Genomic DNA, 25,114 nt, shown 5'->3' with positions numbered 1-25,114 from the left:
CATGCCATTCGCCGATGTTGTCTTTCCCTGATGCCCATCGCACACTCAGCGCCGTCACGTGCCAGCGGAGTCCAGAGTGGCCACAATCCCCCGTCAGTTCAGCAAGAAGGCCATTACCAGCAACATGCTACGGCTCAAGCCCGGCGTGGCCGATGCGCAGGCGCCCTACCGCGTCGATTTCGTGTTGCTCGAACACTTCTCCATGGCCAGCTTTACGGTAGCGATGGATGTGCTGGTCACGGCCAATCTGCTGCGCGCCGGCAGCTTCAGTTTCACGCCGCTGTCGATGTCAGGCGATCGGGTGCTCAGCGACCTGGGCCTGGAGTTGATCGCCACCCCCCTGCAGTCCCGCGCGCTGGAGGGGCATGACCTGCTGGTAGTGTGCGGCGGCCTGCGCACGCCTCTGAAGTACCCGGAACTCGACCGGCTGCTGGACGATTGCGTGCACCGTGGCGTGGCCCTGGGCGGGCTGTGGAGCGGCGCCTGGTTTCTCGGCCGCGCCGGCGTGTTGGCCGACTATGGCTGCAGCATCCACCCCGAGCAACGCGCGAGTCTCGCCGAGCGCAGCCCGCAGACCCGCATCACCCCGGCCAGTTTCACCCTCGACCGCGACCGGCTCACGGCCGCGAGCCCCAACGGCGCGATGGAATTGATGCTGGGCCTGGTCCGGCGCTTGCACGGCGACGCCCTGGCCGAAGGCGTGGAGGAAATCCTGTCGTTCTCCGGCGCGCGCTACCGGCAGGTCGGGCCGGGGGCGAAGAAGTCCATGAGCTTGCATCTGCGCACCATCGTCGAACTGATGGAGAACAACCTCGAAGAAACCCTCAGCCTCGACCAACTGGCGGCCTACAGTGGCCGTTCACGGCGGCAGATCGACCGCTTGTTCCAGGCCCAGCTCGGCACTTCGCCGCGCCGCTACTACATGGAGTTGCGCATCACCAAGAGCCGGCGCCTGCTGCAGTACTCGGACCTGTCGGTGATGGAAGTGGCGGTCGCCTGCGGCTTCGTTTCGGTATCGCACTTCAGCAAGTGCTACGCCGCCTATTTCGGCTACCCGCCTTCGCGCGAGCAGCGCCTCGGCGAGTAGGTTCAGTCGGCCACGTCCGGCAATGCCTGCCGCGCACGGTGCTCGCCCATCCAGCGCTGCAGATCGGCCGCCGGCATTGGCCGACCCAACAGGTAGCCCTGCCCTTCGTCGCAACCGGCCTCGCACAGGAATGCGTACTGCCCCGGCGTTTCGATGCCTTCGGCGGTGATGCGAAAGCCCAACGCATGGCCCAGGTCGATGATGGCCCGAGCGATCGCCACCGCATCGGCGTCGTCCGGCAGGTCCTTGACGAACGCGCGGTCGATCTTCAGGTGGTCGATGGGCAAGGCGCGCAGGTAGGCCAAGGACGAATAGCCGGTACCGAAGTCGTCCACCGCAGTGGCCACGCCCAGGGCCTGCAAGCGCTCGAGCACGGCGAACGCTTGCTGCTGGCTTTCCATCAACACGCTCTCGGTGATCTCGACCTCCAGTAGGCTGGCAGACAGGCCATGCCGATCCAGGGCGTTGCGCAGGCTGGCAACGTAGTCGCTGCGCTCGATCTGCAAGGCTGCGACGTTGATCGCCAGGGTGCCGGGCAGGCATCCGGCCTCGCGCCACTGCGCCAGTTGCGCGCAGGCCAGGGTCAGCACTTGCTCGCCTATGGGGATGATCAGCCCGGTGCGTTCGGCCAGGGGGATGAATTCCCCTGGTGAAATCAAGCCGCGCTCCGGGTCGCGCCAGCGCAGCAGCGCCTCGACACCGGTCAGGCGCCCATCGAAGGCCAGTTTCGGCTGGTACCACAACTCGAACTCGTCGTGTTGCACGGCCCGGCGCAGGTTGCGCTCCAGCTCGAGGCGCCCCTGCAAGCGTGCGGTCATGTCGGCGTGGTAAGTGCGCCAGCCGTTGCGTCCGCCTTCCTTGGCCACGTACATCGCGGTGTCGGCGTGGCGCAGCAGGCTGTCGACTTCCACACCGTGCTGGGGGTACCAGGCCAGGCCCACGCTGCCGGTGATGAGGGTGGCGGTGCCGTGCAGGTCGAACGGACGTTGCAGCCCCGCGAGCAAGGCCTCGACGCGCGCCACGACCGGATCGTGATTGCCCCGCAACATGAATGCGAACTCGTCGCCACCCAGGCGGCACAGCGCGTCTTCGGGGGCCAGCGCCTGCATGAAGCGCTGTGCGGCTTGTGCCAACAGCAAGTCGCCCATGGCGTGGCCCAAACTGTCGTTGACCTGCTTGAAGCCGTCGATGTCCAGCATCAATACCGCCAGGCCCTGACCCTGCCCGAGCGCGACCGCCAAGCGCTGCTGGAACAGCACGCGGTTGGGCGAACCGGTGATCACATCGAAATGCGCAAGGCGTTCCAGCTTGGCTCGGGACTCGTCCAGGGCCAGGTTGCGTTCGGCCAGGAGTCGCTGGCCACGGGTCAACTGCGCCACGAACAGGCTGAACAGCAAGGTGCAGCCCATGGCCAGGAGAAACAGCGGCGAGCGTACCGGGTTGGGCTGCGGCCAGCCTCCCAGGGGCGCGGCCACCATCTGCCAATCGCCGCCCGGTACCTCCAGCAGCAAGCTGGCTTTGGGCGCCTCGAAACCCTCTGCGGCGCCCCAGATCATTCCGCCTTCGGCGCCGCGCGCGTCGGCGCCGCGGATGGACAGCTCGAAATCCTGATAAGTGCTCAACCCCGCAGCGCGCAGCAGGCGGTCGATGTCGGCCACTACCGACACACTGCCCCAGTAGAACTTCACGCCGCGGTGGCCGTGCAGGAACACCGGTCGCCGGTAGATCAGCCCCGTCCCGCCTTCACGCAGCGTCACAGGGCCGGCCAGCACCGCCTCTCGGCGATCGCGGGCCAGCTTGACCAAGGGGTATTGGTCGGGCAACAGCCGATAGTCCAGGCCGACCACCGCCTGGTTGTCGTCGAGCGGATAGACCTCGGTGATCACATCGTCCGGCGCCAGAGTGATGCTGCGCATGTAAGGCGACACCCGCAGCGCCTCGCGGGCCATGCTCTGGAAGTGCGCCGTGCTGATCCGGCCGTCGGCGATGATCAGTTGCGCCAGCCCTTCGGTCTCGCCGAAGGTGGCGCGCAGTTGCGCCTGCAAGCCAGCACCCAGGCTCGAAAGCCGCGCGTTGAGCATGGCCAGTCGTTCACTCTGATCACGCTGGGTGTCCAGGTGCCCGAGCAGCAGCGACAGGCCCAGCCCCGCCACGGCGAAGGCCACCGGAAACAGGCGTTGCAGAGGGCGGCGGGCACCGGGCACGGGCGTGTCGATGGACGGCGTTGGGGTCGGGGTGCTCATAGGCCTGCTGATCACTCGATTGCCTGTGTATCGGCAGCGGAACGCGAATGTTGAGCCACACTGGTGTTTTTTCCAAGCTGGGGCCATGCTCCAGCTGAATCGTTACACGGTAGCTGACTGCGAGGTGTCTGACCGATGGATCATCTGCTCGATACGCTCTACCCCACCCCCCACGACATCCCCGAACAATGGCGCCTGGGCGAGCCGCTGGAACAGCGCGATTACCTGGTCGCCGGCGAGCTGCGGCACTGGGACGGGCCGCTTGCCACGGTGCGCAGCCCGGTCTGGCTGAAACACCCCGACGGCGAGCGCCAGGTGGTCCTGGGCAGCGCCCCGCTGCTCGACGCCGACACCGCCCTGACCGCCTTGGACGCTGCCGTGCAGGCTTACGACAAGGGCCGCGGCGTCTGGCCGACGATGCGCGTGGGCGAGCGCATCGAACACGTCGAGCGATTCCTCGGGCTCATGCGCGAACAGCGCGCAGCGGTGGTCAAGCTGCTGATGTGGGAGATCGGCAAGCACCTGAAGGATGCAGAAAAGGAATTCGACCGCACCTGCGACTACATCACCGACACCATCGACGCGCTCAAGGCGCTGGACCGCCGCTCCAGCCGCTTCGAGCTCGAACAGGGCACGCTTGGCCAGATCCGTCGCGCGCCACTGGGCGTGGCGCTGTGCATGGGGCCTTACAACTACCCGCTCAACGAGACCTTCACCACGCTGATTCCTGCGCTGATCATGGGCAATACCGTGGTCTTCAAACCGGCCAAGTTCGGCGTCCTGCTGATCCGCCCGCTGCTCGAAGCCTTCCGCGACAGCTTTCCGCCCGGCGTGATCAACGTCATCTACGGCCGCGGCCACGACACCGTCAGCGCCTTGATGGCCAGCGGCAAGATCGACGTGTTCGCTTTCATCGGCACGCACAAGGCGGCGGCTGCCCTGAAAAAGCTCCACCCGCGCCCGCATCGCCTGCGCGCCGCGCTGGGCCTGGATGCCAAGAACCCTGGCATCGTCCTGCCCCAGGTGGACCTGGACAATGCGGTCGACGAAGCCCTGACCGGCGCCTTGTCGTTCAATGGCCAGCGCTGCACGGCGCTGAAGATCCTGTTCGTTCACGAAGACGTGGTCGATGCGTTTTTGGAGCGTCTTCAGCGCAAGCTCGCCGCACTTATGCCGGGTATGCCCTGGACCCCAGGCGTGGCCCTAACGCCCCTGCCCGAACCCGGCAAGATCGACTACCTGCAAGGCTTGGTGGCCGATGCCTGCGAACACGGCGCACGCGTGCTCAACTCCGCAGGCGGCTCCAGCCGCGGTTCGTTCTTCTATCCGGCGCTGCTCTATCCGGTCAGCCCGGCCATGCGCGTGTACCACGAGGAGCAGTTCGGCCCGCTGGTGCCCGTGGTGCCCTTCCGCGACCTCGACACGGTGATCGACTACGTGCTCGATTCGGACTACGGCCAGCAGTTGAGCCTGTTCGGCAACGACCCGGCCACCACCGGCCGGCTGATCGACACCTTCGCCAACCAGGTCGGGCGCATCAACCTCAATACCCAATGCCAGCGCGGCCCCGACACTTACCCCTTCAACGGACGCAAGAACAGCGCCGAAGGCACCTTGTCGGTACACGACGCGCTGCGGGTTTTTTCCATCCGCACCCTGGTGGCGACTCGCTTGCAACCTGCCAACAAGGCGCTGATCGGCGACATTCTCAAGCAGCGCACTTCGAGTTTCCTGACCACCGACTACCTGTTCTGACCGCGTTCGGGCAGCGCCACCCGCCGCCGGCTTGAAAGCTCGGCGGCTTTGGCCGAAGCTGATGGCACGTTGCCTGGAATCCGACATGCGAATCATCGACAAGAATGCCGCGCTGGTGCGCACCCTCACCCCCGCCGAAGACGTGCTGTTGACGGGCTTCGTCGAGGCCAGCCTGATCGGCCCGCAGGTGCTGCATGCCAACCAATGGCTGATGAAGGTGCGCAGCGCCAACCAGTGGCTGGCGTGCGAGTGCCGCACCGATGCACTGCCGGTGCTCAACGTCAGCCTGAACGGCAGCACCGGCACGCTGTTTCTGAAGAACAACCCTGGCACCGCCGAACATGCCCCTGGCTGCCCGTTCAGCAAAGCCATGCGCGATACTCACGACGGCAATACCGGCAGCACGCCGCCCCCGGCTTGGCTCGCACCCGATACGCCGCTGCGCCTGTTGGGCGACTTCGCCGCCCCTGCTTCGTCCACGCCAGTCGCACCGCGTGGCCGCATCGGCACGCCCCAGGACAGCTCGCAGTTGGTCTCGCTGCTGCTGACCTGGATCGAAACCAGCGGCTTGAACCTTTACGCCACTCACCTGAAGCACGACCTCACCGCGCAGTTCGCCGCCCTGCGCGCCGTCGCTGCGCGCTACCCGCTACTGGCACGGGTGCCGGCCAGCAACTACCTGGAAACGCGCCTGGACATGAAGCACATGATGATGCTCAAGGCCCGTCTGCGCGACGCCACGGTGTTCGGCGCCCACCGCCGCCACGGCCTGCTGCTCGATTGCGTCGAGCGCATCCAGGGGCGCAAGGTTTTCACCACCCGCAGCGAGGACGGCTTCGACTTCCAGGGCCATCACCTGTACTGGGGCGGCAGCCGTACCGAAGGGCCTTTGCTGGCCTTGGCGCTGTACTCGCCGACCACGGCAGGCAGCCAGTTCTACGAACTGATCCACATCGCCAGCGTGCCGGTGCTGTCGCGCGCGCATTTGTTTCCGGTGTACCGCGACGAAGAACGCGAACCGCTCAAAGCGCTGGTGTCGCTGATCGACTGGATGGCCGGCAAAGGCGTCAAGGTGCAGATGCGCCGGCCGGTGATCGGCGGCCAAGTGATGGATGAGCTGGTGCTGACGTCCGACCAGGACCGGGTACTGTCGGTGTCGCTGCTCGAACAGCCGATCGGCCCGGAGCCGGAGGTGGATACCTTCAAGCGCTACGCCGACTTCAAAAGCCTGGAGACCTTCCGCAAGTACGTGGCCGGCTTCTTCATGCGCGAACGCTGAGACATGGATCGCTCGGCGTTCATGGCAGGGGCGCCGACAGCAAGCGGCGCCGTGCAGGCAGGACGGTGTGAGCCGCCACGTTCATCGAGCCATGGCTCAGAAGGCGGCCTTGAAAATCGCCTCGATCTCGCTTTGCACCGCGCTGCGCGGGTTGGTCAGGCCACAGGCGTCCTTGAGCGCGTTGGCAGCCAGCAAGGGCACATCCTCGACCTTCACGCCCAAGGCGCGCAGCCCATTGGGAATCTCCACTTCGGCCGACAGCCGCTCGATCGCCGCGATGGCCGCCGCTGCGCCCTGGCCTTCGTCCAAGCCCGCAATGTCGACGCCCATGGCCTGGGCCACATCGCGCAGGCGCGCGGCGCTCACCTGGGCGTTGAAGCGCTGCACGTGGGGCAGCAGCACTGCGTTGCACACACCATGAGGCAAGTCGTAGAAGCCGCCGAGCTGGTGCGCCATGGCGTGCACGTAGCCCAACGAAGCATTGTTGAAGGCCATGCCGGCGAGGAACTGGGCATAGGCCATCTGCTCGCGGGCCTGGAGGTCGTCGCCCTGCCTGACCGCCTGGCGCAGGTGCTGGCCGATCAGGCTCACGGCCTTCAGCGCGCAGGCGTCGGTGATCGGCGTGGCGGCGGTGGAAACGTAGGCTTCGACGGCATGGGTCAAGGCGTCCATGCCGGTCGCAGCGGTCAGTGAGCGCGGCATGCCGACCATCAACGATGGGTCGTTGACCGAAAGGATGGGCGTGACGTTACGGTCGACGATGGCCATTTTCACGTGGCGCACCTCGTCGGTGATGATGCAGAAGCGGGTCATTTCGCTGGCAGTGCCGGCCGTGGTGTTGATCGCGATCAGCGGCAGTTGCGGTTTGCCCGAACGGTCGACGCCCTCGTAGTCACCGATGTGCCCACCATTGGTCGCGCACAGGGCGATACCCTTGGCGCAATCGTGGGGCGAGCCGCCGCCCAGGGAGATCACGCAATCGCAGCGTTCGCGCTGCAACAGCGCCAGACCTGCCTCGACGTTGGCGACGGTGGGGTTGGGTCGGGCGCCGTCGTAGACCCGCGAATCGATGTCGCGCTCGGCCAGCAGCCCGGCGATGCGCGTCGCCACGCCGGCACGCGCCAGGCCCTGGTCGGTGACGATCAGCGCTTTGCGCAGGCTCAGGCCGGCGATGGCGGCGATCGCTTCATCGAGGCAGCCCAGCCCCATGATGTTGACGGCGGGAATGAAAAACGTGCTGCTCATGACGCGGTCCTCGAAGCGACGGGTGGGGCGCTGAGGATGGGCCGTCGGCAGGTACCGAACGTTGATCCAGAGCAAGTAATGGCAACACGCCAGTCCGGCCTCGGGCGAGCGGCGGTCGCTGTTGGATGCGCTCGACGACGCAGCCCTATGGCTCGGCGCTCAAGGCGGCCGATGCTGGGCGGTGACTGCCCCACACGGCAGCGGGCCGCGCCGCTAGCCCAGGCTGCGGCGCGGGTGCGCGCCGAGCCTTGCCAAGCGCGCGATGCTTCGATCCGCTCGGCGGTGACGCTCGCTTTTATCCAGGTTTCGAACTGGGCAATTTCGAATGGGTCTGTTGAGCTCTCGCCGAGCTTTCGGCACAGCTGCGCATACAGGGAGTCCGCATGCCTAGTTCACATGGCGCTAGCGCCTATCGCCACGCCACCCGCCTGACCTTCTTCACATTGGGCCTGACCATGGCCGCCTGGGCGCCGCTGGTGGCTTACGCCAAGCAGCGCCTGGGCCTGGGCGACGGCGCCTTCGGCAGCCTGCTGCTGTGCATCGGCTTGGGTTCGTTGCTGGCCATGCCGTTCGCCGGACGCTTGGCCCAGGCGCTGGGCTTGCGCAAGGTCATGCAACTGGCGGGTGTCGTGTTCAGCGCGTCGCTGGTGGCGCTGGCGCTGATCGAATCGCCATGGGCATTTGCGCTGACGTTGTTGGTGTTCGGTGCCTGCCTGGGGGTGGGCGACATCTGCATGAACCTGCACGCCGCCATGGTCGAAAAAGCCGCCGACACACCGCTGATGTCGGGCTTTCACGGCGTGTTCAGCGTGGGCGCTTTTGCCGGTGCGGCAGGCGTGACGGCACTGCTCAAGCAGGGCATGACGCCCTGGCAGGCGGCCTTGTGCGCGGCCTTGCTGGCGCTGGCGCTCTTGGGCTTGGCGTATCGCTACCAGATTCCCCGGTTGGACGCGCTGGACGATGCGCGCTTCCAATGGCCCAAAGGCGTGGTGGTGCTGTTGTCGCTGCTGGCGTTCATCGCCCTGCTGGTCGAAGGGGCGATGCTCGACTGGAGCGCGCTGTACCTGAACGACGTGCATGACGTCGACCTGGCCTCGGCAGGCATTGCCTACAGCCTGTTCACCCTGGCCATGGCCTGCGTGCGTCTAGTGGGCGATCGCCTGGCGCATTGGCTGAGCGACACCCGGCTGCTGGTCGGTGGCGCGTTGTTGGCGTTAGTGGGTCTGGTGATGGCGCAGACCCTTTCGCTCCCCGGCGCCTTGCTGGGCTTCGGCCTGGCGGGACTGGGGCTGGCCAATGCGGTGCCGGTGCTGTTCCGCGCGGCCCTGCGCCAGAAACGCATGGCCGCCGCGAGTAGCCTCAGCGCCGTAGCGACCCTCGGTTACCTGGGCATCCTGCTCGGGCCAGGGTTCATCGGCCACTTGGCGCAGTGGTCCTCGCTGCACGGAGCGTTCTGGGCACTGGCAGGCGCCCTTGGCGTAGTGGTGGCGCTGGGGCGAGCGGCGGTCACTCTGGACCGCTCGACCGCCTGAGGTAACCGGTCGATTCGCTCCGCTCCGATCCGAGCCCGATCAGCTTGCGCTCGGCGTCATGGCCGAGCGCGGCGTCTGTTGCAGATCCTCGCGATAGTTGCGGGTTTCCGGCATGCCCAGCCAGACCAGGCAGAAGGCGACGGCGGCGATGGCCGCTAACGTCAGGAAAGCAGCGTCGTAGCCTTGGCTCTGCACCACCAGCCCTGCCAAGCCAGGGCTCAACGCGGCCCCTAGACCGAACGCCGCCGACAGCGCCCCAAGGCTGACGTTGAAACGCCCTGTGCCCTGGGTCAGGTCCTTGACCACCACCGGGAACAGCGCACCGAAAACGCCAGCACCGATACCGTCGAGCAGTTGCACACCGACCAGCCAGAACGGGTTGTCGGAGAACACATAGAGCGCGCCGCGCAACGGCAGAATCAGGAAACCGGCCAACAGCAGCGGCTTGCGCCCCCAAGCGTCGGCTTTGAGCCCGACCAGCATGGCGACCGGCACCATCACCAGCTGCGCGGCGACGATGCAGGCGGACGTCAAGGGTGTGGCCAAGTGCAGGTTGACCTGCGCCAGCTTCTGGCTCACCAACGGCAGCATTGCCGCATTGGCCAGGTGGAACAGCGCGCAGCATACGGCGAACACCAGCAACGGCCGGTTGGCGAGCAGCACCTTGAAGCCCGATGCCTGGTGGCTGTCACCTTCGCTGGCAGTGAAGCCGCGCGCCACGTCGTGGTCGATGGCCTCGCCTCGTACCAGGCTTACAGCGACGATGCTGCCCAGGGTCATCGCGGCCATCAGATAGAACACCACCACAGGCCCATACAGCCACGCCAGCCCCCCGGCCAACAACGCCGAAAAGGCATTGCCGGCATGGTTGAAGGTTTCGTTGCGGCCGGTACGGCGGGTGAAGGCTTTCGGGCCGGTGATCCCCAAGGAAATGGCGGCGATGGCCGGCGCGAATACCGAGCCCGCCATGGCGCTCAAGGTCTGGGTGATGGCCACCAGGCTGAACGAGGTCACGAAAGGCAGCAGCAGGCAGCTCCCAGTGACCACCAGGGCGGCCACCACGACCACCGTGCGCTTGGCGCAGGTACGGTCGATCAGTGCGCCGGCCGGCGTTTGCGTGAGCAAGGCGGCGATGCCGGCCAGGCTCATCACCAGGCCGATGCTGGCCGGCTCCCATTTGTGCACCGCAAGCAGGTAGATGGCCAAGTACGGCCCCAGGCCGTCGCGCACATCGGCCAGGAAGAAGTTGAGCCAATCGAGGGAACGTTGGTCGCGACGTTGCATGATGGAGGGCACTCGGGGGGTGGTTTCAGCGTAGACCTGAGCGCTGAAACGAACGTTCTTCGCCCTCGAATGAATATTTATGAAATCGGTGGCGATCGCCCCTCTGACGTGCCGAGCCGCCGCGGAATTCACCTGGGCGGATCCACTGGCGGACAGGCCCATGCCCGGATGCAAAGCCGCTTAGCCCTTATCCAAAGTCCGTACAGCCGGTCAACGCTGCACGCAGCGCCGACCGGTCAGGTTCACTGCACCTGGTCGTGGGCAGGCACGGCATGGGCCAGATCGGCCCGGCTCGGCTCCACCCGATGGAAGGTCACCGGCACCGCTTTGGACGCAGGGACCTTGCTGCGCTCGGCATGGTGCCAGAGCGGCACCAGCGGATTGCATTCCGGGTAATACCCGGCCGCGCACCCTTGGGGGATGTCGTAGGCGATGATCTGCAAAGGGCCGACCTCGCGGCGCACTTCGGGCTCGACGGCCGTGCGCACGTTGACCCAGTCGCCTGGCGCGAAGCCCAGCCGCACCACGTCGTCACGGTTCATGAACACCACGCTGCGCGTGCCGCTGACGCCGCGGAAGCGGTCGTCGTAGCCGTACACGGTGGTGTTGAACTGGTCGTTGCTGCGCAGCGTCATCAGGTTCAGCACTTCGCGGCGCTCGCCAGCGAGCGCGGCGTCCGGATTCTCTTCGAGGTCCGTTGGGGTGGTGAAGCGGGCCTTGCCGGTTTCGGTGTGCCACTCACGCTTGCAGGCGCCCAGCGGCCGGTGGAAGCCGCCGCGCTGCCACATGCGGGTTTCCATGTCGTGGAAGATTTCCGGGTAGGTGTCGCTGATGCCTTTGCGAATCAGCGCGTAGTCGCGCCGCCAGGCGTCCCACGGCACTTGGCACTCGGCGCCCAAGGTCTGTTCGGCAATGCCTGCGATGATCGCCACCTCCGAGCGCAGCATGTCGCCGGCAGGCTCGGTGGTGCCCTGCCAGGCGCGCATGCAGCCGGTGCTGTCTTCGGTGCTATAGACCTGCGCCTGACCGTCCTGACGGTCGATTTCGATGTGGCCCAGGCAAGGCAGCAGCCAGGTCTGCCCGCCGGGCACCAGGTGAGTGCGGTTGAGCTTGGTGGCCACCTGCACGTTCAGCGCTAGGTCGGCCCATGCCGGCTCCATGCGATCGGTGTCGGGTACGGCGCGCAGGAAGTTGCCGCCCAGGCCGATGAAGCCTTTGACCGTACCTTTGAGGATGCCCTCGCAGGTGTCGACGGTGGCCAGGCCTTTCTGTTCCGGAACCTTGATGTTGAACAGCGCATGCAGTTTGTCTGCCGGCACCTTCTGCGGGTCTTCGGTGATGCCCACCGTGCGCTGGCCCTGCACGTTGGAATGGCCACGCACCGGGCATGCGCCTGCACCGGTCTTACCGATGTTGCCGCGCAGCAGGAGCAGGTTGACCATCATCTGCACGTTTTCCACACCCTTGCGGTGTTGGGTCATGCCCATGCCCCAGATCACCAGCACCCGCTGGCTGCGGGCATACACGGTGGCCGCTGCCTCCAGGGCGGCGCGGCTCAAGCCGCTGTGCCGCTCCAGGTCGGTCCAGCCTTGCGCCTCGACCCAGGCGCGCAACGCTTCGAGCCCATCGGTGTGCTGAGCGATGAACGCGTCGTCCAGCACCGCCGCGCGGCCAGCGTCGCGTGCCTGTCTGTCCAGCTCGAACACCGCTTTGATGATGCCGGTGATCGCCGCCAGGTCGCCGCCGATGCGCACTTGATGGTACTGGGTGCTGATCACGGTAGAGTCCGGCCCGAGCATTTCCAGCGGCGACTGCGGGTTGACGAAGCGCTCCAGCCCACGCTCGCGCAACGGGTTGAAGGTGATGATGGGCACATGACGCTTGCGCGCTTCCTGAAGCGGGTGAAGCATGCGCGGGCTGTTGCTGCCCACGTTCTGCCCGAAGAAGAAGATGCAATCGGTGTGTTCGAAGTCTTCCAGGGTCACGGTGCCCACGGGCACGCCGATGCTCTCTTGCAGGCCCACCGACGTGCTCTCGTGGCACATGTTGGAGCTGTCGGGCAGGTTGTTGCTGCCGTAGGCACGGGCGAACAGCTGGTACATGAACGAAGCTTCGAGCGAGGCACGACCGGAGGCGTAGAACACCACCTGTTCAGGCGGCAGACGCTTCAGCTGCTCGCCGATGCCTGCGTAGGCGTCGGCCCACGTAGTAGTGCGGTAGCGGTCCGTGGCCGGGTCATAGCGCAGTGGGTGGGTCAGGCGCCCGTGCTGTTCCAGGTCGTGGTCGTTCCAGGTGCGCAGTTCGCTCAGGGTGTGCCGTTCGAAAAAGTCCGGCCCCGTGCGCAGGCGCGTGATTTCCCAGGCCGTGGCCTTGGCGCCGTTTTCGCAGAACTCCAGGGCATGCGGGTCGCCCGGCTTGCCCCAGGCGCAGCTGACGCAGGCGAAGCCTTTGGGCTTGTTCTGCTTGAACAACGCCAGCGGTCCCTGCGCCAGCGCCTGCTCGCGCCACAGAATCTGCATGACCGAGCGCGCCGAACCCCAGCCACCGGAGGCAGACGAGTAGGGCTTGAAATGAGCGGTGGGGTGGATGAGCGACATGGCACGCCTCGGGCGATGTGAGGGGGGATCATGGTTTCGAAGGTGCCGCACCCACTAAAGTTCAAGCGCCACGGTGGCCGGCCAACTATGCGCTGCCTGGTTATCGACGGTGCACGCCGCCGAGCGGTGAGATTGCGGCATCGCCCCCGGTGGTCGGCAAGGATGGGCAGTCCGGAACTCATGGCTTATGGCCAGACTCTGCTGATCAATCACCGCAATCAGAGGCGCAGTCAGCGCCCGTGCGCTGAGCCCCCAGCCGAGGAGATACCGATGAGCGCCCCTACTCCCCCTGCCGTGCCGTTGGTCTTCGAGCCCGGTTTCGAGCAGATTCCCGACGACGAAGCGCAGACCAGCCAGGAATTGGCCGACACCCTGCGCACCATCATGCAAACCACCTTCGAACACCGCGGCCATGCCGACCGCAGCGTGCATGCCAAAGGCCACGGTCTGCTCGAGGGCAAGGTGACGGTCGCGGACAACCTGCCGCCCCATCTGGCCCAGGGTGCGTTCGCCAAGCCGGGTACGTTCCAGGCGTATCTGCGCTTTTCGACCAACCCGGGCGACATCCTCGACGACAAGGTCTCTACACCCCGTGGCTTGGCCCTGAAGATGGTCGGCGTCGAAGGCGCACGCCTTGCAGGCAGCGAGGGCGACGTGACCCAGGATTTCGTCATGCAGAACGCCAAGGCCTTCACCGCCGCAACGCCCAAGGACTTTCTCAAGACTTTGAAGCTGCTGGCCAAGACCACCGACAAGATGCCGCGTACCAAGCAGGTGATGTCGGCGGTGCTGCGCGGCGTGGAAGCCACGATCGAAGCCGTAGGTGGCGAAAGCGGCACGCTCAAGAGCATGGGCGGCCACCCGCAGACACACATCTTGGGTGAAAGCTTTTCCACCGTGGTGCCCGTGTTGTACGGCCCTTACTACGCCAAGGTGGCGCTGGTGCCGGTAGCCCCGGCGCTGACCGCCCTGACCGACCAGCACGTCGACTTCGAGGGCAACCCCGATGGCTTGCGCGCCGCCGTCAGCGCGTTCTTCGGGCAGCACGGCGGCACCTGGGAAGTGCGTGTGCAGTTGGCGACCGACCTGGAGCACATGCCGATCGAAGACGCCTCGGTGCAATGGCCCGAAGACCTCAGCCCGTACGTGACCGTCGCGCGCCTCGACGTAGCGGCGCAGCCGACCTGGTCGGACGAGAAAGTGCGTGCCATCGACGACGGCATGGCGTTCAGCCCGTGGCACGGCCTGGCGGCGCACCGCCCGCTCGGCGGTGTCATGCGCTCGCGCAAGCCTTCCTACGAAATGTCGTCGGGCTTCCGGGCGACCCATAACGGCTGCCCGATGCATGAACCGCGCAAATAAATTTAAACCTTCGCTCCATTGCGCGGATCAACCAGAGGCACCGTTTTTGCCCCTGCCTCATCGCAACGCTGAGCATAGGCGGCTTCATGAACACACCCTTTTGGAGACACCATGAGCTCGACACTGACAGGCAAACGCGTACTGATCATCACCTCCGACACCGGCATCGAGCGCGATGAACTGCTCAAGCCGCTCGAAGCCCTGAAGGCCCAAGGCGCTGAAGTGACCCACGCATCGATCGGGGGCGCCGACACGCAGACCTTCCTGCAAGACACCGAGAAGGACCGCGTGGTCAAATCCGACGCCAAGCTGGCCGACGTGAAAGCCGACGACTACCACGCCCTGGTCATCCCCGGCGGCACCGTCAACGCCGACAATCTGCGCCAGGACCAAGACGCCCTGCGTCTGATCAAGGCATTCAGCAGCGCCGGCAAAGTGGTGGCTGCCATCTGCCACGGCCCGTGGGCTCTGATCGATGCCGGTGTGATCGAAGGCAAAACCTTGACCTCGTTCGCCAGCGTGAAGACCGATCTGGTCAACGCCAAAGGCAAGTGGGTCGATGTCGAGGTTCAAACCTGCGACGCGAACGGCTGGCATCTCATCACCTCGCGCACGCCGAAGGACCTGGATGCCTTCAACGACGCCATCACCAAGGCGCTGGCCTGAGTCGTGACTTGCCCCTTCGGCTGGGTCGAAGGGGCAAACACTGGATGGCCGAGGAATTCCTGTGGTGCTGTGATGTCATAGCGAGATCGGAGGGGTTTTCGTAGGACCATTCACAGGCCCTGATCACCCTGCAAGTACCCGTACATAGAGCATCCGCAATGATCGAAGCCTCATCGCCGGCCCGCGCACCGCACATCCTCCTGGTGGAGGACGAACGTATGATCCGTGATCTGATCGTATTCGCATTGGAAGACCTGGGCGCGACCGTCAAAGCGGTGGAAACCGCCGACGAAGGCTTTGCCGCACTGGAAATGGCCCCTTGGTCACTATTGCTGACGGATGTACAAACCCCTGGTGAACTCGACGGCATGCAACTGGCCTGGCGTGCCCAGGAGCGTTCCCCAGGCCTGGGTTTGGTCGTAATGAGTGGCTACCACGATGGCTTCAACATGCCGCTGCCGGAAGGGGCCGTGTTCCTGCCCAAACCGTGGTCGATCGATCAGTTCTACCAGGTGATCGAAGGCCAACTGGCCCGGCGTCCCTCGCTGCGCCCCGCAGCCTGACCATTGCACCGGACAGCCTGCCCGGTGAACAATTGCCGTCTGTCGGCGCGACCCGTATCGCGCCTTTTCACTGTCTTGCGTGTTGGAACATCCCATGGATCTGCAACGTCGTCACAATGTGCACGTCTCTGGCAGCGGCGACGCTACGTTGATCTTCTCCCACGGTTTCGGCTGCGACCAGGCCATGTGGCGCTTTCTGCTCCCACACTTCGCCCAGCGCTACCGCACCATCAGCTACGACCTGATCGGCGCCGGCGGTTCCGACCTCAGCGCCTACGACCCGCACCGCTACGGTGAACTGTGGGGCTACGCCACCGACCTCAACGCCCTGATCGACCGGTTCGCCGAGGGCATGGTAGTGCTCGTCGGCCACTCGGTCAGTGCAATGATCGGCGCTCTGGCCGACCGTCTGCACCCGGGTCGGGTCGCGGCCCATGTGATGATCGGCCCTTCGCCCTGCTACATCGACGATGAAGGCTACGTCGGCGGTTTCAGCCGCGCGGACATCGATTCGCTGCTCGACACGCTCGACAGCAACTACCTGGGCTGGTCGAGCACCATGGCCCCCGTGATCATGGGCGCGCCTGGCGAACCCGAGCTGGGCCAGGAGCTAGCCAACAGCTTCTGCCGTACCGACCCGGACATCGCACGCCATTTCGCCCGCGTGACCTTTCTGTCGGACAACCGCGAGGACGTGGCCGGGCTGCCGACGCCCACGCTGATCCTGCAATCGACCGACGACATCATCGCTCCGCAGGCCGTGGGTCACTATTTGCACGAGGTGCTGCCCAACAGCGAGCTGGCCGTCGTGCCCAACATCGGGCACTGCCCGCACATGAGCGCGCCCAGCGCCTGCGCAGCCGCCATGGACGCCTTCCTGGCCAATCGGGTTGGCCACCATGCTGGTCGGTGAACACTGCCTGCCGGACGCCGAGGCGCTGCTCGATCAAGCCCCTTGTGCGCTGGTGGTCACGGCCGAGGACGGCACCATCTTGCGCCACAACCAGACGTTCTCGCGCTGGCTCGGGCTCGAACCGCCTGTGGTGCTGGGTAAACGCTTCCAAGACCTGCTGACCGTCGGTGGGCGGATTTTCCACCAGACCCACTGGGCGCCGCTGATGCGCATGCAAGGCTCGGTCGCCGAGGTCAAGCTGGAGATGCGGCATGCCGATGGTCGCCTGATTACCATGCTGCTCAATGGCGTGCGCCGCGAAACCCAGCATGGCGTGCATTACGAGCTGGCGATGTTCGGCACGGTCGACCGCGACCGCTATGAGCGCGAGCTGCTGGGCGCCCGCAAACGTGCAGAGCAGCTGTTGGCCGAGCGCACCGCCGCCGACCTCGCCTTGCAGGAGACCCGCGCCGAGCTGGCCGAAGCCTACGAGCATGCCGAACGCCGTGCCACCTTGGCCGAGCAGATGGTCGCGGTCGCCAGCCACGACCTGAAGAACCCACTGACCGCGATCAAGATGGCCACCGGGCTGCTGGCCCGGGGCGGCTGGGCGGCTCGCCAGACGCAACTGATCAGCACCATCAGCCAGTCGTGCGACCGGGCCGAGCGGATGATCGCCGACCTGCTCGACCTGGCCTCGGTGCGCTTGGGCCAGGGCATCCACATCCAACAGCAACGGACGGACCTGCGACGGCTGATCGACGACAGTGTCGACGAATGGCGCGTCGCTCTGCCCCATGCCTGCATCCGCCATCTCGCCAAAGGCAGAGGCGTCGCCTGGATAGATTCCGACAGGCTGCATCAGGCTTTGGGCAACTTGGTGGGCAACGCTGCCGCCTATGGCGACCTGCGGCACTGCATCACCCTGACCAGCGACATCGCCGAAGGCTTCGTCACGCTGTGCGTGCACAACCACGGCCCGGTGATCCCGGAGCCTCTCGTCCAGCAGCTCTTCGAGCCCATGACCCGTGCCACCGAACGCAGCGCAGGGGTTCGCTCGGTGGGGTTGGGGCTGTTCATCGTCAAAGAGATCGTCTCGGCCCATGGCGGAGCGATCGGCGTTCATTCCAGCGCGGCGGCAGGGACCACCTTCACCCTGCGCCTACCCGACGTTTCATCGACCGAGCACCACGAGAGCCGCTGCATGAACCCAATCGATCAGCTTGAACAGAACATCGAGCGCCTTGGCCGTCTGGCCGACGCCTTGCAAACCGTGGCCCCCTGCCCCACGTCGCGCCTGCTGCTGGTGACCTGGTTGGCCGAACACCTGCACAGCGAGGCCGAGGCCGACGCGATCGACCGCCTGCTGCCCGAACTGCCGGCGCCGTTGGTGGCCGACTATCGCGCCTGGATCAGCAAGGGCGGTGCCTAGACCCTTCGCCTAGATTTTCAGGCGGCGCATCGCCCGGTGCGACCGGGCGCGCGGCGGCCGGTAGGGTCGCGATCCGCCGGACCCTGGTCCGACGCTGCACTTACCCAGTACAACCCGATACCCTTTTGGGACCGCTCGCCCCCTCGACCTGAACTTTGCCCACCGCCAAGGCTTCCTCTGCATTAGACGATTTCGTCTCTACGCCTGAGCAGGAGCTATGCACCATGAGAGCATTGACGTACCACGGGGCAAATGACGTAAAGGTCGACAGCGTGCCCGACCCCGAACTCCAAGAAACGGACGACATCATTCTCAAGGTCACCGCCACGGCCATTTGCGGGTCCGACCTGCACCTCTACCGCGGCAAGATCCCCCACACCGAACACGGCGACATCTTCGGCCATGAATTCATGGGCGAAGTGGTGGAAGTCGGCCGTGACGTAACGGCCGTACAGCCCGGCGACAACGTGGTGATCCCATTCGTGATCGCCTGTGGCAGCTGTTTCTTCTGTGCGCTGGACCAGTTCGCTGCCTGCGAGACCACCAACACCGGACGTGGCGCGATCCTCAACAAGAAGCAGATCCCACCAGGCGCCGCGCTGTTCGGCTTCAGCCACCTCTATGGCGGCATTCCAGGCGGCCAAGCCGAATACGTGCGAGTGCCCAAAGGCAATGTCGGCCCCTTCAAAGTGCCCAAAACCTTGCCGAACGACAAAGTCCTGTTCCTTTCCGACATCCTGCCCACTGCCTGGCAGGCGGTCCTCAACGCCGGTGTCACCAAGGGCTCCAGCCTAGCCATTTACGGTGCCGGCCCCGTAGGGCTGCTCAGCGCCGCCTGCGCACGCAAACTCGGCGCCGAACAGATCTTCATGGTCGACGACAACGACTATCGCTTGACTTATGCCAATCGGGCATATGGGGTGATTCCGATCAACTTCGCCGAAGACGACGATCCGGCCCGCACCATCATCGAGCTGACCGACGGCAAGCGCGGCGTGGCAGCCGTCATCGACGCGGTAGGTTTCGAAGCCAAGGGCAGTACCACCGAAACCATACTGACCACCCTCAAACTCGAAGGCAGCAGCGGCAAGGTCTTGCGCCAGTGCATCGCGGCCGTGCGCCGGGGCGGTGTGGTGAGCGTGCCAGGCGTGTATGCCGGGTTCATCCACGGCTTCCTGTTCGGCGACGCCTTCGACAAGGGCCTGACCTTCAAGATGGGCCAGACCCACGTGCAGCGCTACCTGCCAGAGTTGCTCGGCTACATCGAGGACGGCAGCCTCAAGCCCGAAGAGATCGTCACGCACACCCTAGCCCTCGAGGAAGCGGAGCTGGGCTATAAACTGTTCGACAAACAGGAAGACAACTGCCGCAAGGTGATCCTGGTTCCAGGCGCCGCCGCGGGCACTATGGGAGATGACTATGTCCACGCCTGAACACGCCAAGTCCGCCATCCCTTCGCTCGACCCGGCCACTGGCATGAAGCTTGGCCAACGTTACCGGGTGGAGCCTACCGAAAGCGGTCACCCTTTCGAAGGTTTCTTCCTCGACGGCAAATACTTCCTCAACGCCGACCTGCTGACAGCCGTGGGCTGGCTCGAAGGCCAGCGCTTCGTCTACGACCAGGTCGATGGCAAGGGCGAGCCAGTGTTCGCCGAGCGCCATGCGGGGGACATCAGCGACCTGAACCTAACCGTGGTCGATGGGCCGGTGCTCGCGTTGACGCCTATGGATGAGATAGAGGACCAAGCCGCGACTGGGTCAAGTAAGGACGAGCAGGGTCAAGCAGTGGATGCCGATGCCGACGCGCATGGATCACAGCAAAAGGGGGCTTCCACAGAGCATGCAACCGGGCAGTCCGATGAAGCGGCCGACGCCGATGATTCCGGCGAAACTGGTGAGAACGAGGGCACTAGTGACGAGCGCGAAGCAGGCGGCGGCGATGACGATGGTGATGCAGATGATGCAGATGGTACAGACGGGACAAATGACGCCCTGGAGTCGGACAAGTCCGAAGCCAGCGCCTGCCCGGTCAGTCAATCCACCAACCTGCTGTTGACCGGCATCGCCGGTCTTGCAATAGGTTTGCTCATCGGCGTATCGATCGGCCGTCACGAGCGTTAAGACCGGCGCCGCCCTTTCAGCAAGGGCGGCGATTCTTACACTACTTGTATAGGGCTGGGGCGCTGACTAAAAAATTACTGGCCCCTGTTAACGTCGGTCCATCGAACCGAGGTAACCCTATTTGGGGCTGCTTCACAGCCCATCGCGGCTGAAGCCGCTCCTACAGGATAAGCATCAGCCTGTAGGAGCGGCTTCAGCCGCGATGGACCGCAGAGCGGTCCCGATTGCTGTACTGACCGGCACAACCTAAAAAAGCACCACTACTGGGTCATGCCATCACGGGATCACTGCTTGGCAGCGTCCTGCTTGACAGCTTCCTTGTCGTGAGCAGCGTCGCCACCGTGGGCGGCGGCCAGCTTACGCGCGGCTTCCAGATGCTCTTTCAGCTTGGGCAGCGTGTCGCCGGCGAAAGCTTTCACTTCGGCGTCTTTGCCTTCGTTCACTTCTTCCTGGAACAGCTTGATGGTGTCTTCGTGCGCCTTGACCTGGTTGTTGGCGTAGGAGCGGTCGAAGGACTCTTCACGAATGTCGAGGATCAGCTTCTTGGCTTTGTCCAACAGCTCTGCGTCGGTCGCGACCTTGATGTTCTTCTGCTGAGCGATGGCCTTGAGCTGCTCGTTGGCCTTGGTGTGGTCGTCGATCATCATCTGAGCGAAGGTCTTGATGTCGGCCGATTGGCTCTTTTCCAGTGCCAGCTTGCCCGCTTCCACTTCTGCAATGCCCTTGGCAGAAGCTTCGTCGACGAAGTCGGCGGCGCTGGTGGCTGCCAATGCTGCATGGCTGGCGAAGGCGAACAGGACACCGCAGATACCGGCTTTGAGTTTGGTGTTCATGCGTAACTCCTTGGGCTTGATTCCATTGAACAGTGAGGTGTTATGGGGTCTGACCCGCGCCCAAAGCGCGGGGTTCAGGTTTTTTGAGCGTTACGGAACGGTCAGGTCGGCTTTGAGGCGCTGTCCTGCGTAGCCCTGGGCTTGCTGGGCCTTTTCAACCACTGCAGCGGCGCCGAAGAACTCATGGGTGACGCCTTCATACACCTTGCGCTCGACGCTGACGCCGGCTTGCTCGAGTGCCTGCTGCAGCTGCGCGCCATCGTCGCGCAGGGGGTCGATCTCGGCATTGATCAACGTGACAGGCGCCAAGCCGCGCAGGTTGGCCTTGACCAGGCTAATGCGTGGGTCCTGCACGTCAGCGGGTGTGCGGCTGATCTGTTTGACGAACCAGAGCATCATCGGCCGGTTCAGCGGCATGGCGTCGGCGTATTTTTCGTAGGATGCGGTGTGCGTGTCGGCCTGAGCCACCGGGTAGACCGCGAGGATGTGGCGCGGCGCGGGCAGGCCGGCGTCGCGGGCGGCGACCGCAGTCGCCACGGCCAAGTTGCCGCCCGCACTCTCTCCGGCCAGGGCCAAGCGTTTTGGGTCGCCTTGGAGGGTTTGCGCATGGGTGGTCAGCCATTTGTAGGCGGCCAAGGCATCGTCATGGGCGGCAGGAAATTTGTATTCGGGGGCACGGCGGTAGTCGATCGAGACCACTACGGCGTCGGCCTGCTTGGCCAGGCCGCGTGCGCCGGCGTCATACACGGTGCGGTCGGCGATCACCCAGCCACCGCCGTGGAAGTACAGCACCACAGGATGCGGACCGGTGCCTACCGGGGTATAGACCGTCGCGGGCAGGCTTCCCGCAGCGCCGGGGATGGTCACATCGCGACTGGTGACGCCGGGCACCAGTACCTGCGGGTCGGTGCTGCGCTTGTCGTCGGTGAGGACGCCCTTGACAGCGTCAGCCAGAGTCGGCTGTTGCCGTGCTTCGGGCGGGGCGATCTTCTCGATGGCTTTGCCGTCGAGGCTGGCGAGTTTATTGAGTACGGTCTGCATGTCGGCGTCCGCGCGCAGCAGGCTTTTGGTGCCGCTCACAGCCAATTCGGGCACTGAGCGCTTTTGCGGGTCACGGGCGCAGCCGCCGACGGCGACTGCCAGCCCTAGCAAGGTCGCCGCGGCCAGATAACAGTGTCTTTGCATGGTGCTCTCCTGAACCTGGGCGACGATCTGCGCCCTACCCAAGATCAGGTCGGCTTTGCACCTCGGTGTTCAATAAAAAAGCGGCACCTCGGTGCAAGCGGTATCAAGTGACCTGGATGTACACGGCGTAACTGCCTAGCAGCACCCAGAACACCAGGAAGATCCAAGGCGTACGCAGCGAGAACAGCAATGACTTCTTGTGCCCGGCACGGGAAGTTTCGGTTTCACTGAACAGCGGCGTTTCGTCATACATCAAGGTCATCATCGGTTGGCTGCGCAGCAGGTGGCTCTGCTTGATCTGCCAGTGGTCGATGATCTTGTAGGCGGCGCGAATGCCAGGCCAGGCGTTGAGGGAACTGAGCACGCCTAGCAACGCCAGAAAGGCCGGAACGATCATGGTGAACATCTTGCCCCACTCAGGGTTGAGGTTGCCCATGGCCGAGACGAAAGCGATCACCAGAAAGGACTGGGCAGCCAGGTAGGCGTCAGTGCGGTTGGCAAGGATGCTGGTCTCGTACTGGATTTCGCTGCGGTAGAAATCCAGGCGCTCTTTGAGGGTGCCGAAGACATGGGTGTTACGCGCCTCGATCTCGTCTTCGGGAGTGGAGGGCGTGATGATCAGTGACACGGTAGAGCTCCTGCAGGTTGTGCCTGCCTAGAGGGGCGCCTGCGTCCATCGCAGACACCTGAGATGCTGAATAGAACAGCGCGCCTGGGAAAGATTCAGTGCGGTTGCCCGGTCCATGCTCAAGCCGTCGCATGCCGGGCAACCCGCAAGGTCCTAGGCTTTCCGTCAATCGGGCCGTGTCTTGCCCTGCTCACGACCGGTCTGCTGCGCCGTGGATTCATGCTGGCCCTCTTGGGTCGCATCCGGCCGATGGGCATCGTTGTCACGCTCTTGCTCGCCTTTGGATGGACCGGCGGGTGGGCGAGCGTCGGGTAGTTTGCTGTCGTTCATGGAAGCTCCTTAGCCTTTGCTGTGGTTGGGTGATGAAGGGCCGGTACCGGGCTTGATGCCGCGTGGCCCAGCGATGCCCCAGATGACCATACCGATGATCGGCAGCAATACGACCAGCAAGGTCCAGAACAGCTTGGTGCCTGGTGACTTCTCGCTGCGGGACACGCTGACGATGATCCACAGATCCACCAGCAACACGATCACCGCGCTACCGATCCAGAAATAGGTGTTGAGTTCATACATGCCGAACGTCCTCCCAGATGACTATGGCCAAGGCGGTTCGTACCGCCACTGTTACAGGTGAAGGCAATCGACAGGATAAAGTTCATCCGCGATGGCACCTCCGGGACAAGCGGAGTGTCGAAGGCGGTTCGATGCCGCAGCGCATCGCTGAATTCGCCACACGAGCCCTGAGTCCGCCGCCATGAACCAAGCCCCCCTGCCGATGCATCCCTCGTACGATCTACGTCCACAACGCCCTGCCCGCCGCTGGCGTGCGCTTGCGCTGGTGGGAGGGGCCATCGCCTTGGCGATGCTCGCCGGGAATGCGGGGCATGCGTGGCTGGGTACGGCTCAAGCGACCAGTATCGACGGACGGGTTCAGGTGGAGTACGCCCGCGGCGTGCGCAGTGGCGCGCAGCAGACGCTGGACATCAGTGTCCGTGGCGAACCCGGTAAGATGGTCAAGCTGATCCTCGCAGGCACCCTGTTGCGCGAATCGACCGTGGAACGAGTAGAGCCTGCGCCGCAGGCCAGCCTGGGTGAGGGTAAAGCGCTGTTGCTGCACCTGCCGGACAACGGCAGCGAGCCACGCCGCGTTCGGGTGACGTTGAGCAGTCAGACGGTGGGCAGGTTGGAGGGCACGTTGCGTACTGGGCCGGGTAGCGTGGTGCGCTTGAGCACCTATCGCTACCCTTGAAACCCTGCGAAGCGCCCGCTTACTCGGTGGGCGACTCGGTGTTGATGTAATCCGGGTGCTCGCCCAGCGAGAAGGTGCGACGTTGCTCGCGACGGGCGTGCGGGCGAGCGGCGAGCGCATCCAGGGTCTGGGGTTGTCCGGTCTCCAACGCGCGCTTGATCGCCATGATCACCCGCACGTCACGCCAGCCTTCGTCACCGTTGGCCTCCGGGTCTTGCCCTTGGAGGATGCAGTCGGAGAAGTAGGCTGTCTCACCGGCGAACTGGTCCACCACGGGGCTTACGTGGACACGGTTGTCGCCCTCTACTTCAGCGTGGTACTTGATCGCCACCCCTTCTCCATAACCGAAGCACGGCGAAGCGTCGATCACACCCTTGCTGCCCAGCAGCAGGAAGTGCTCGGCATCGGGCAGGGTGTAGCTGACGGTGAACTGCGCCAGGCGCTCTTCGGGGAAGCGCAGGTTGACGGTGACGGTATCCCACGTGGCGATCTCGCTGCCGGGCGACTTGACGCCGATGGCCGACACTTCGATGGGCTCGGCATTGAACAGCTGGCGCACCATGTTCAGCGGGTACGGCCCCATGTCCAGTACCGGACCGGCCGCGAAGCCGTCCTGGGCGCGGTGGTTGCTGGGTTTGACCGTCTGCGTGAAGGTCGAAGTGAACAGGCGTGGATCGCCGAAATCGCCGCCTTGCACGCGCTCGATCATGTCCACCGTACCCGGCTCGCTGTGCAGGCGGTAGGCGATCATCAGCTTGGCCTTGGAATTGCGCTCGGCCTCGAGGATCTTCTGGCAATCCTCTTCGGTGCTGGCCATTGGCTTTTCCAGCAGGACGTGGATGCCCTTCTCCAGCGCAGGCACGACGAACTCGACGTGGCGGAAGTTGGGAGTGGCGACGTATACGGCGTCCACTTCGCCCGAATCGAGCAGCTCAGCGTACTGTTCGTAGGAATAGGACTTGGCGCTGTACAGCTCGGCCAACTGGTCGGCCTTGACCGGATCGCCGGTGACGATGGCGGTGATTACCGAGTTGTCGGTCTGGCCGACGCCGGGCATGAACGCGCCTTGAGAAATGGCGCCTGCGCCGACGACACCGTAGCGAATCTTGCGGTCTGGGTTGGGCATTGCATGCTCCTCGTTCGCGATCAATGTATGAAATG

At 64.7% G+C, this 25,114-nt stretch carries 22 protein-coding genes; 12 read left to right on the top strand and 10 right to left on the bottom strand.

Annotation, left to right across the window (positions count from 1 at the left end):
* Window positions 1-124: 124 nt before the first annotated feature.
* Window positions 125-1,087, top strand: a complete 963-nt coding sequence (locus tag ACSMEV_RS13630) for a GlxA family transcriptional regulator (protein ID WP_459208347.1) — start codon at window positions 125-127, stop codon at window positions 1,085-1,087.
* 2 nt (window positions 1,088-1,089) lie between these two features.
* Here the strand turns inward: ACSMEV_RS13630 and ACSMEV_RS13625 are convergent, their stop codons facing one another.
* Complete coding sequence (locus ACSMEV_RS13625; RefSeq protein WP_459205618.1) at window positions 1,090-3,330, bottom strand: putative bifunctional diguanylate cyclase/phosphodiesterase; 2,241 nt, start codon at window positions 3,328-3,330, stop codon at window positions 1,090-1,092.
* A 135-nt stretch (window positions 3,331-3,465) separates the two neighbouring features.
* On the opposite strand from ACSMEV_RS13625, the gene ACSMEV_RS13620 reads away from it, so the two are divergent.
* Together ACSMEV_RS13620 and ACSMEV_RS13615 are read left to right on the top strand one after the other, a co-directional pair.
* On the top strand, window positions 3,466-5,085 hold the full coding sequence (locus ACSMEV_RS13620) for an NADP-dependent glyceraldehyde-3-phosphate dehydrogenase (protein ID WP_459205617.1): 1,620 nt from the start codon (window positions 3,466-3,468) through the stop codon (window positions 5,083-5,085).
* A gap of 85 nt (window positions 5,086-5,170) precedes the next feature.
* Window positions 5,171-6,364 carry a hypothetical protein gene (locus ACSMEV_RS13615; RefSeq protein ID WP_459205616.1) on the top strand — a complete coding sequence of 398 codons (1,194 nt, stop codon included), beginning with the start codon at window positions 5,171-5,173 and terminating at the stop codon, window positions 6,362-6,364.
* Window positions 6,365-6,460: 96 nt separating this feature from the next.
* On the opposite strand, the gene yiaY is transcribed toward ACSMEV_RS13615, so the two are convergent.
* Window positions 6,461-7,609: an L-threonine dehydrogenase gene (gene yiaY / locus ACSMEV_RS13610; protein WP_459205615.1), complete on the bottom strand. Its 1,149-nt coding sequence runs from the start codon at window positions 7,607-7,609 to the stop codon at window positions 6,461-6,463.
* 383 nt (window positions 7,610-7,992) lie between these two features.
* On the opposite strand from yiaY, the gene ACSMEV_RS13605 reads away from it, so the two are divergent.
* Window positions 7,993-9,141, top strand: a complete 1,149-nt coding sequence (locus ACSMEV_RS13605) for an MFS transporter (protein WP_459205614.1) — start codon at window positions 7,993-7,995, stop codon at window positions 9,139-9,141.
* Window positions 9,142-9,180: 39 nt separating this feature from the next.
* Here ACSMEV_RS13605 and ACSMEV_RS13600 read toward each other — a convergent pair whose 3' ends face one another.
* A complete protein-coding gene (locus tag ACSMEV_RS13600; protein ID WP_459205613.1) occupies window positions 9,181-10,425 on the bottom strand; it encodes an MFS transporter in 1,245 nt (414 codons plus the stop codon).
* Window positions 10,426-10,667: 242 nt separating this feature from the next.
* Window positions 10,668-13,022, bottom strand: a complete 2,355-nt coding sequence (locus ACSMEV_RS13595; protein ID WP_459205612.1) for an FdhF/YdeP family oxidoreductase — start codon at window positions 13,020-13,022, stop codon at window positions 10,668-10,670.
* 270 nt (window positions 13,023-13,292) lie between these two features.
* On the opposite strand from ACSMEV_RS13595, the gene ACSMEV_RS13590 reads away from it, so the two are divergent.
* The 7 genes from ACSMEV_RS13590 (at window position 13,293) to ACSMEV_RS13560 (ending at window position 20,058) form a co-directional block, all read left to right on the top strand.
* Window positions 13,293-14,384 (top strand): catalase family protein, encoded by a 1,092-nt coding sequence (locus ACSMEV_RS13590; RefSeq protein ID WP_459205611.1) that lies wholly within the window; start codon window positions 13,293-13,295, stop codon window positions 14,382-14,384.
* Window positions 14,385-14,495: 111 nt separating this feature from the next.
* Window positions 14,496-15,050 carry a type 1 glutamine amidotransferase domain-containing protein gene (locus ACSMEV_RS13585; protein WP_459205610.1) on the top strand — a complete coding sequence of 185 codons (555 nt, stop codon included), beginning with the start codon at window positions 14,496-14,498 and terminating at the stop codon, window positions 15,048-15,050.
* Between the two features lie 158 nt (window positions 15,051-15,208).
* On the top strand, window positions 15,209-15,613 hold the full coding sequence (locus ACSMEV_RS13580; protein WP_459205609.1) for a response regulator: 405 nt from the start codon (window positions 15,209-15,211) through the stop codon (window positions 15,611-15,613).
* Window positions 15,614-15,707: 94 nt separating this feature from the next.
* Window positions 15,708-16,526, top strand: a complete 819-nt coding sequence (locus ACSMEV_RS13575; RefSeq protein WP_459205608.1) for an alpha/beta fold hydrolase — start codon at window positions 15,708-15,710, stop codon at window positions 16,524-16,526.
* The gene (locus tag ACSMEV_RS13570) at window positions 16,513-17,937 is read left to right on the top strand and encodes a PAS domain-containing sensor histidine kinase (RefSeq protein ID WP_459205607.1); all 1,425 of its coding nucleotides are present in this window, start codon (window positions 16,513-16,515) and stop codon (window positions 17,935-17,937) included. The genes ACSMEV_RS13575 and ACSMEV_RS13570 overlap by 14 nt, the downstream gene beginning before the upstream one ends.
* A gap of 224 nt (window positions 17,938-18,161) precedes the next feature.
* Entirely contained in the window at window positions 18,162-19,370 is a 1,209-nt protein-coding gene (locus ACSMEV_RS13565; protein ID WP_459205606.1) for a zinc-dependent alcohol dehydrogenase, read from the top strand.
* A complete protein-coding gene (locus tag ACSMEV_RS13560) occupies window positions 19,357-20,058 on the top strand; it encodes a hypothetical protein (RefSeq protein ID WP_459205605.1) in 702 nt (233 codons plus the stop codon). The genes ACSMEV_RS13565 and ACSMEV_RS13560 overlap by 14 nt, the downstream gene beginning before the upstream one ends.
* Before the next feature lie 284 nt (window positions 20,059-20,342).
* Here the strand turns inward: ACSMEV_RS13560 and ACSMEV_RS13555 are convergent, their stop codons facing one another.
* From ACSMEV_RS13555 to ACSMEV_RS13535, 5 genes are all read right to left on the bottom strand, one after another.
* Window positions 20,343-20,891 carry a DUF4142 domain-containing protein gene (locus tag ACSMEV_RS13555; RefSeq protein ID WP_459205604.1) on the bottom strand — a complete coding sequence of 183 codons (549 nt, stop codon included), beginning with the start codon at window positions 20,889-20,891 and terminating at the stop codon, window positions 20,343-20,345.
* A 90-nt stretch (window positions 20,892-20,981) separates the two neighbouring features.
* A complete protein-coding gene (locus ACSMEV_RS13550; protein ID WP_459205603.1) occupies window positions 20,982-22,076 on the bottom strand; it encodes an alpha/beta hydrolase in 1,095 nt (364 codons plus the stop codon).
* Window positions 22,077-22,179: 103 nt separating this feature from the next.
* Window positions 22,180-22,704 (bottom strand): hypothetical protein, encoded by a 525-nt coding sequence (locus ACSMEV_RS13545; protein WP_296267996.1) that lies wholly within the window; start codon window positions 22,702-22,704, stop codon window positions 22,180-22,182.
* A gap of 165 nt (window positions 22,705-22,869) precedes the next feature.
* The gene (locus ACSMEV_RS13540; RefSeq protein WP_459205602.1) at window positions 22,870-23,034 is read right to left on the bottom strand and encodes a hypothetical protein; all 165 of its coding nucleotides are present in this window, start codon (window positions 23,032-23,034) and stop codon (window positions 22,870-22,872) included.
* Window positions 23,035-23,043: 9 nt separating this feature from the next.
* A complete protein-coding gene (locus tag ACSMEV_RS13535; protein ID WP_459205601.1) occupies window positions 23,044-23,277 on the bottom strand; it encodes a PLD nuclease N-terminal domain-containing protein in 234 nt (77 codons plus the stop codon).
* Window positions 23,278-23,458: 181 nt separating this feature from the next.
* Between ACSMEV_RS13535 and ACSMEV_RS13530 the strand changes: the two genes are divergently transcribed.
* A complete protein-coding gene (locus ACSMEV_RS13530) occupies window positions 23,459-23,953 on the top strand; it encodes a hypothetical protein (protein ID WP_459205600.1) in 495 nt (164 codons plus the stop codon).
* 19 nt (window positions 23,954-23,972) lie between these two features.
* Here ACSMEV_RS13530 and ACSMEV_RS13525 read toward each other — a convergent pair whose 3' ends face one another.
* Complete coding sequence (locus tag ACSMEV_RS13525) at window positions 23,973-25,079, bottom strand: Gfo/Idh/MocA family protein (RefSeq protein ID WP_459205599.1); 1,107 nt, start codon at window positions 25,077-25,079, stop codon at window positions 23,973-23,975.
* Window positions 25,080-25,114: the final 35 nt, after the last annotated feature.

Source organism: Pseudomonas sp. MLB6B (assembly GCF_054508135.1).
Note: the sequence above shows the minus strand (reverse complement) of the source record. Positions and strands in the feature narration are given on the sequence as shown.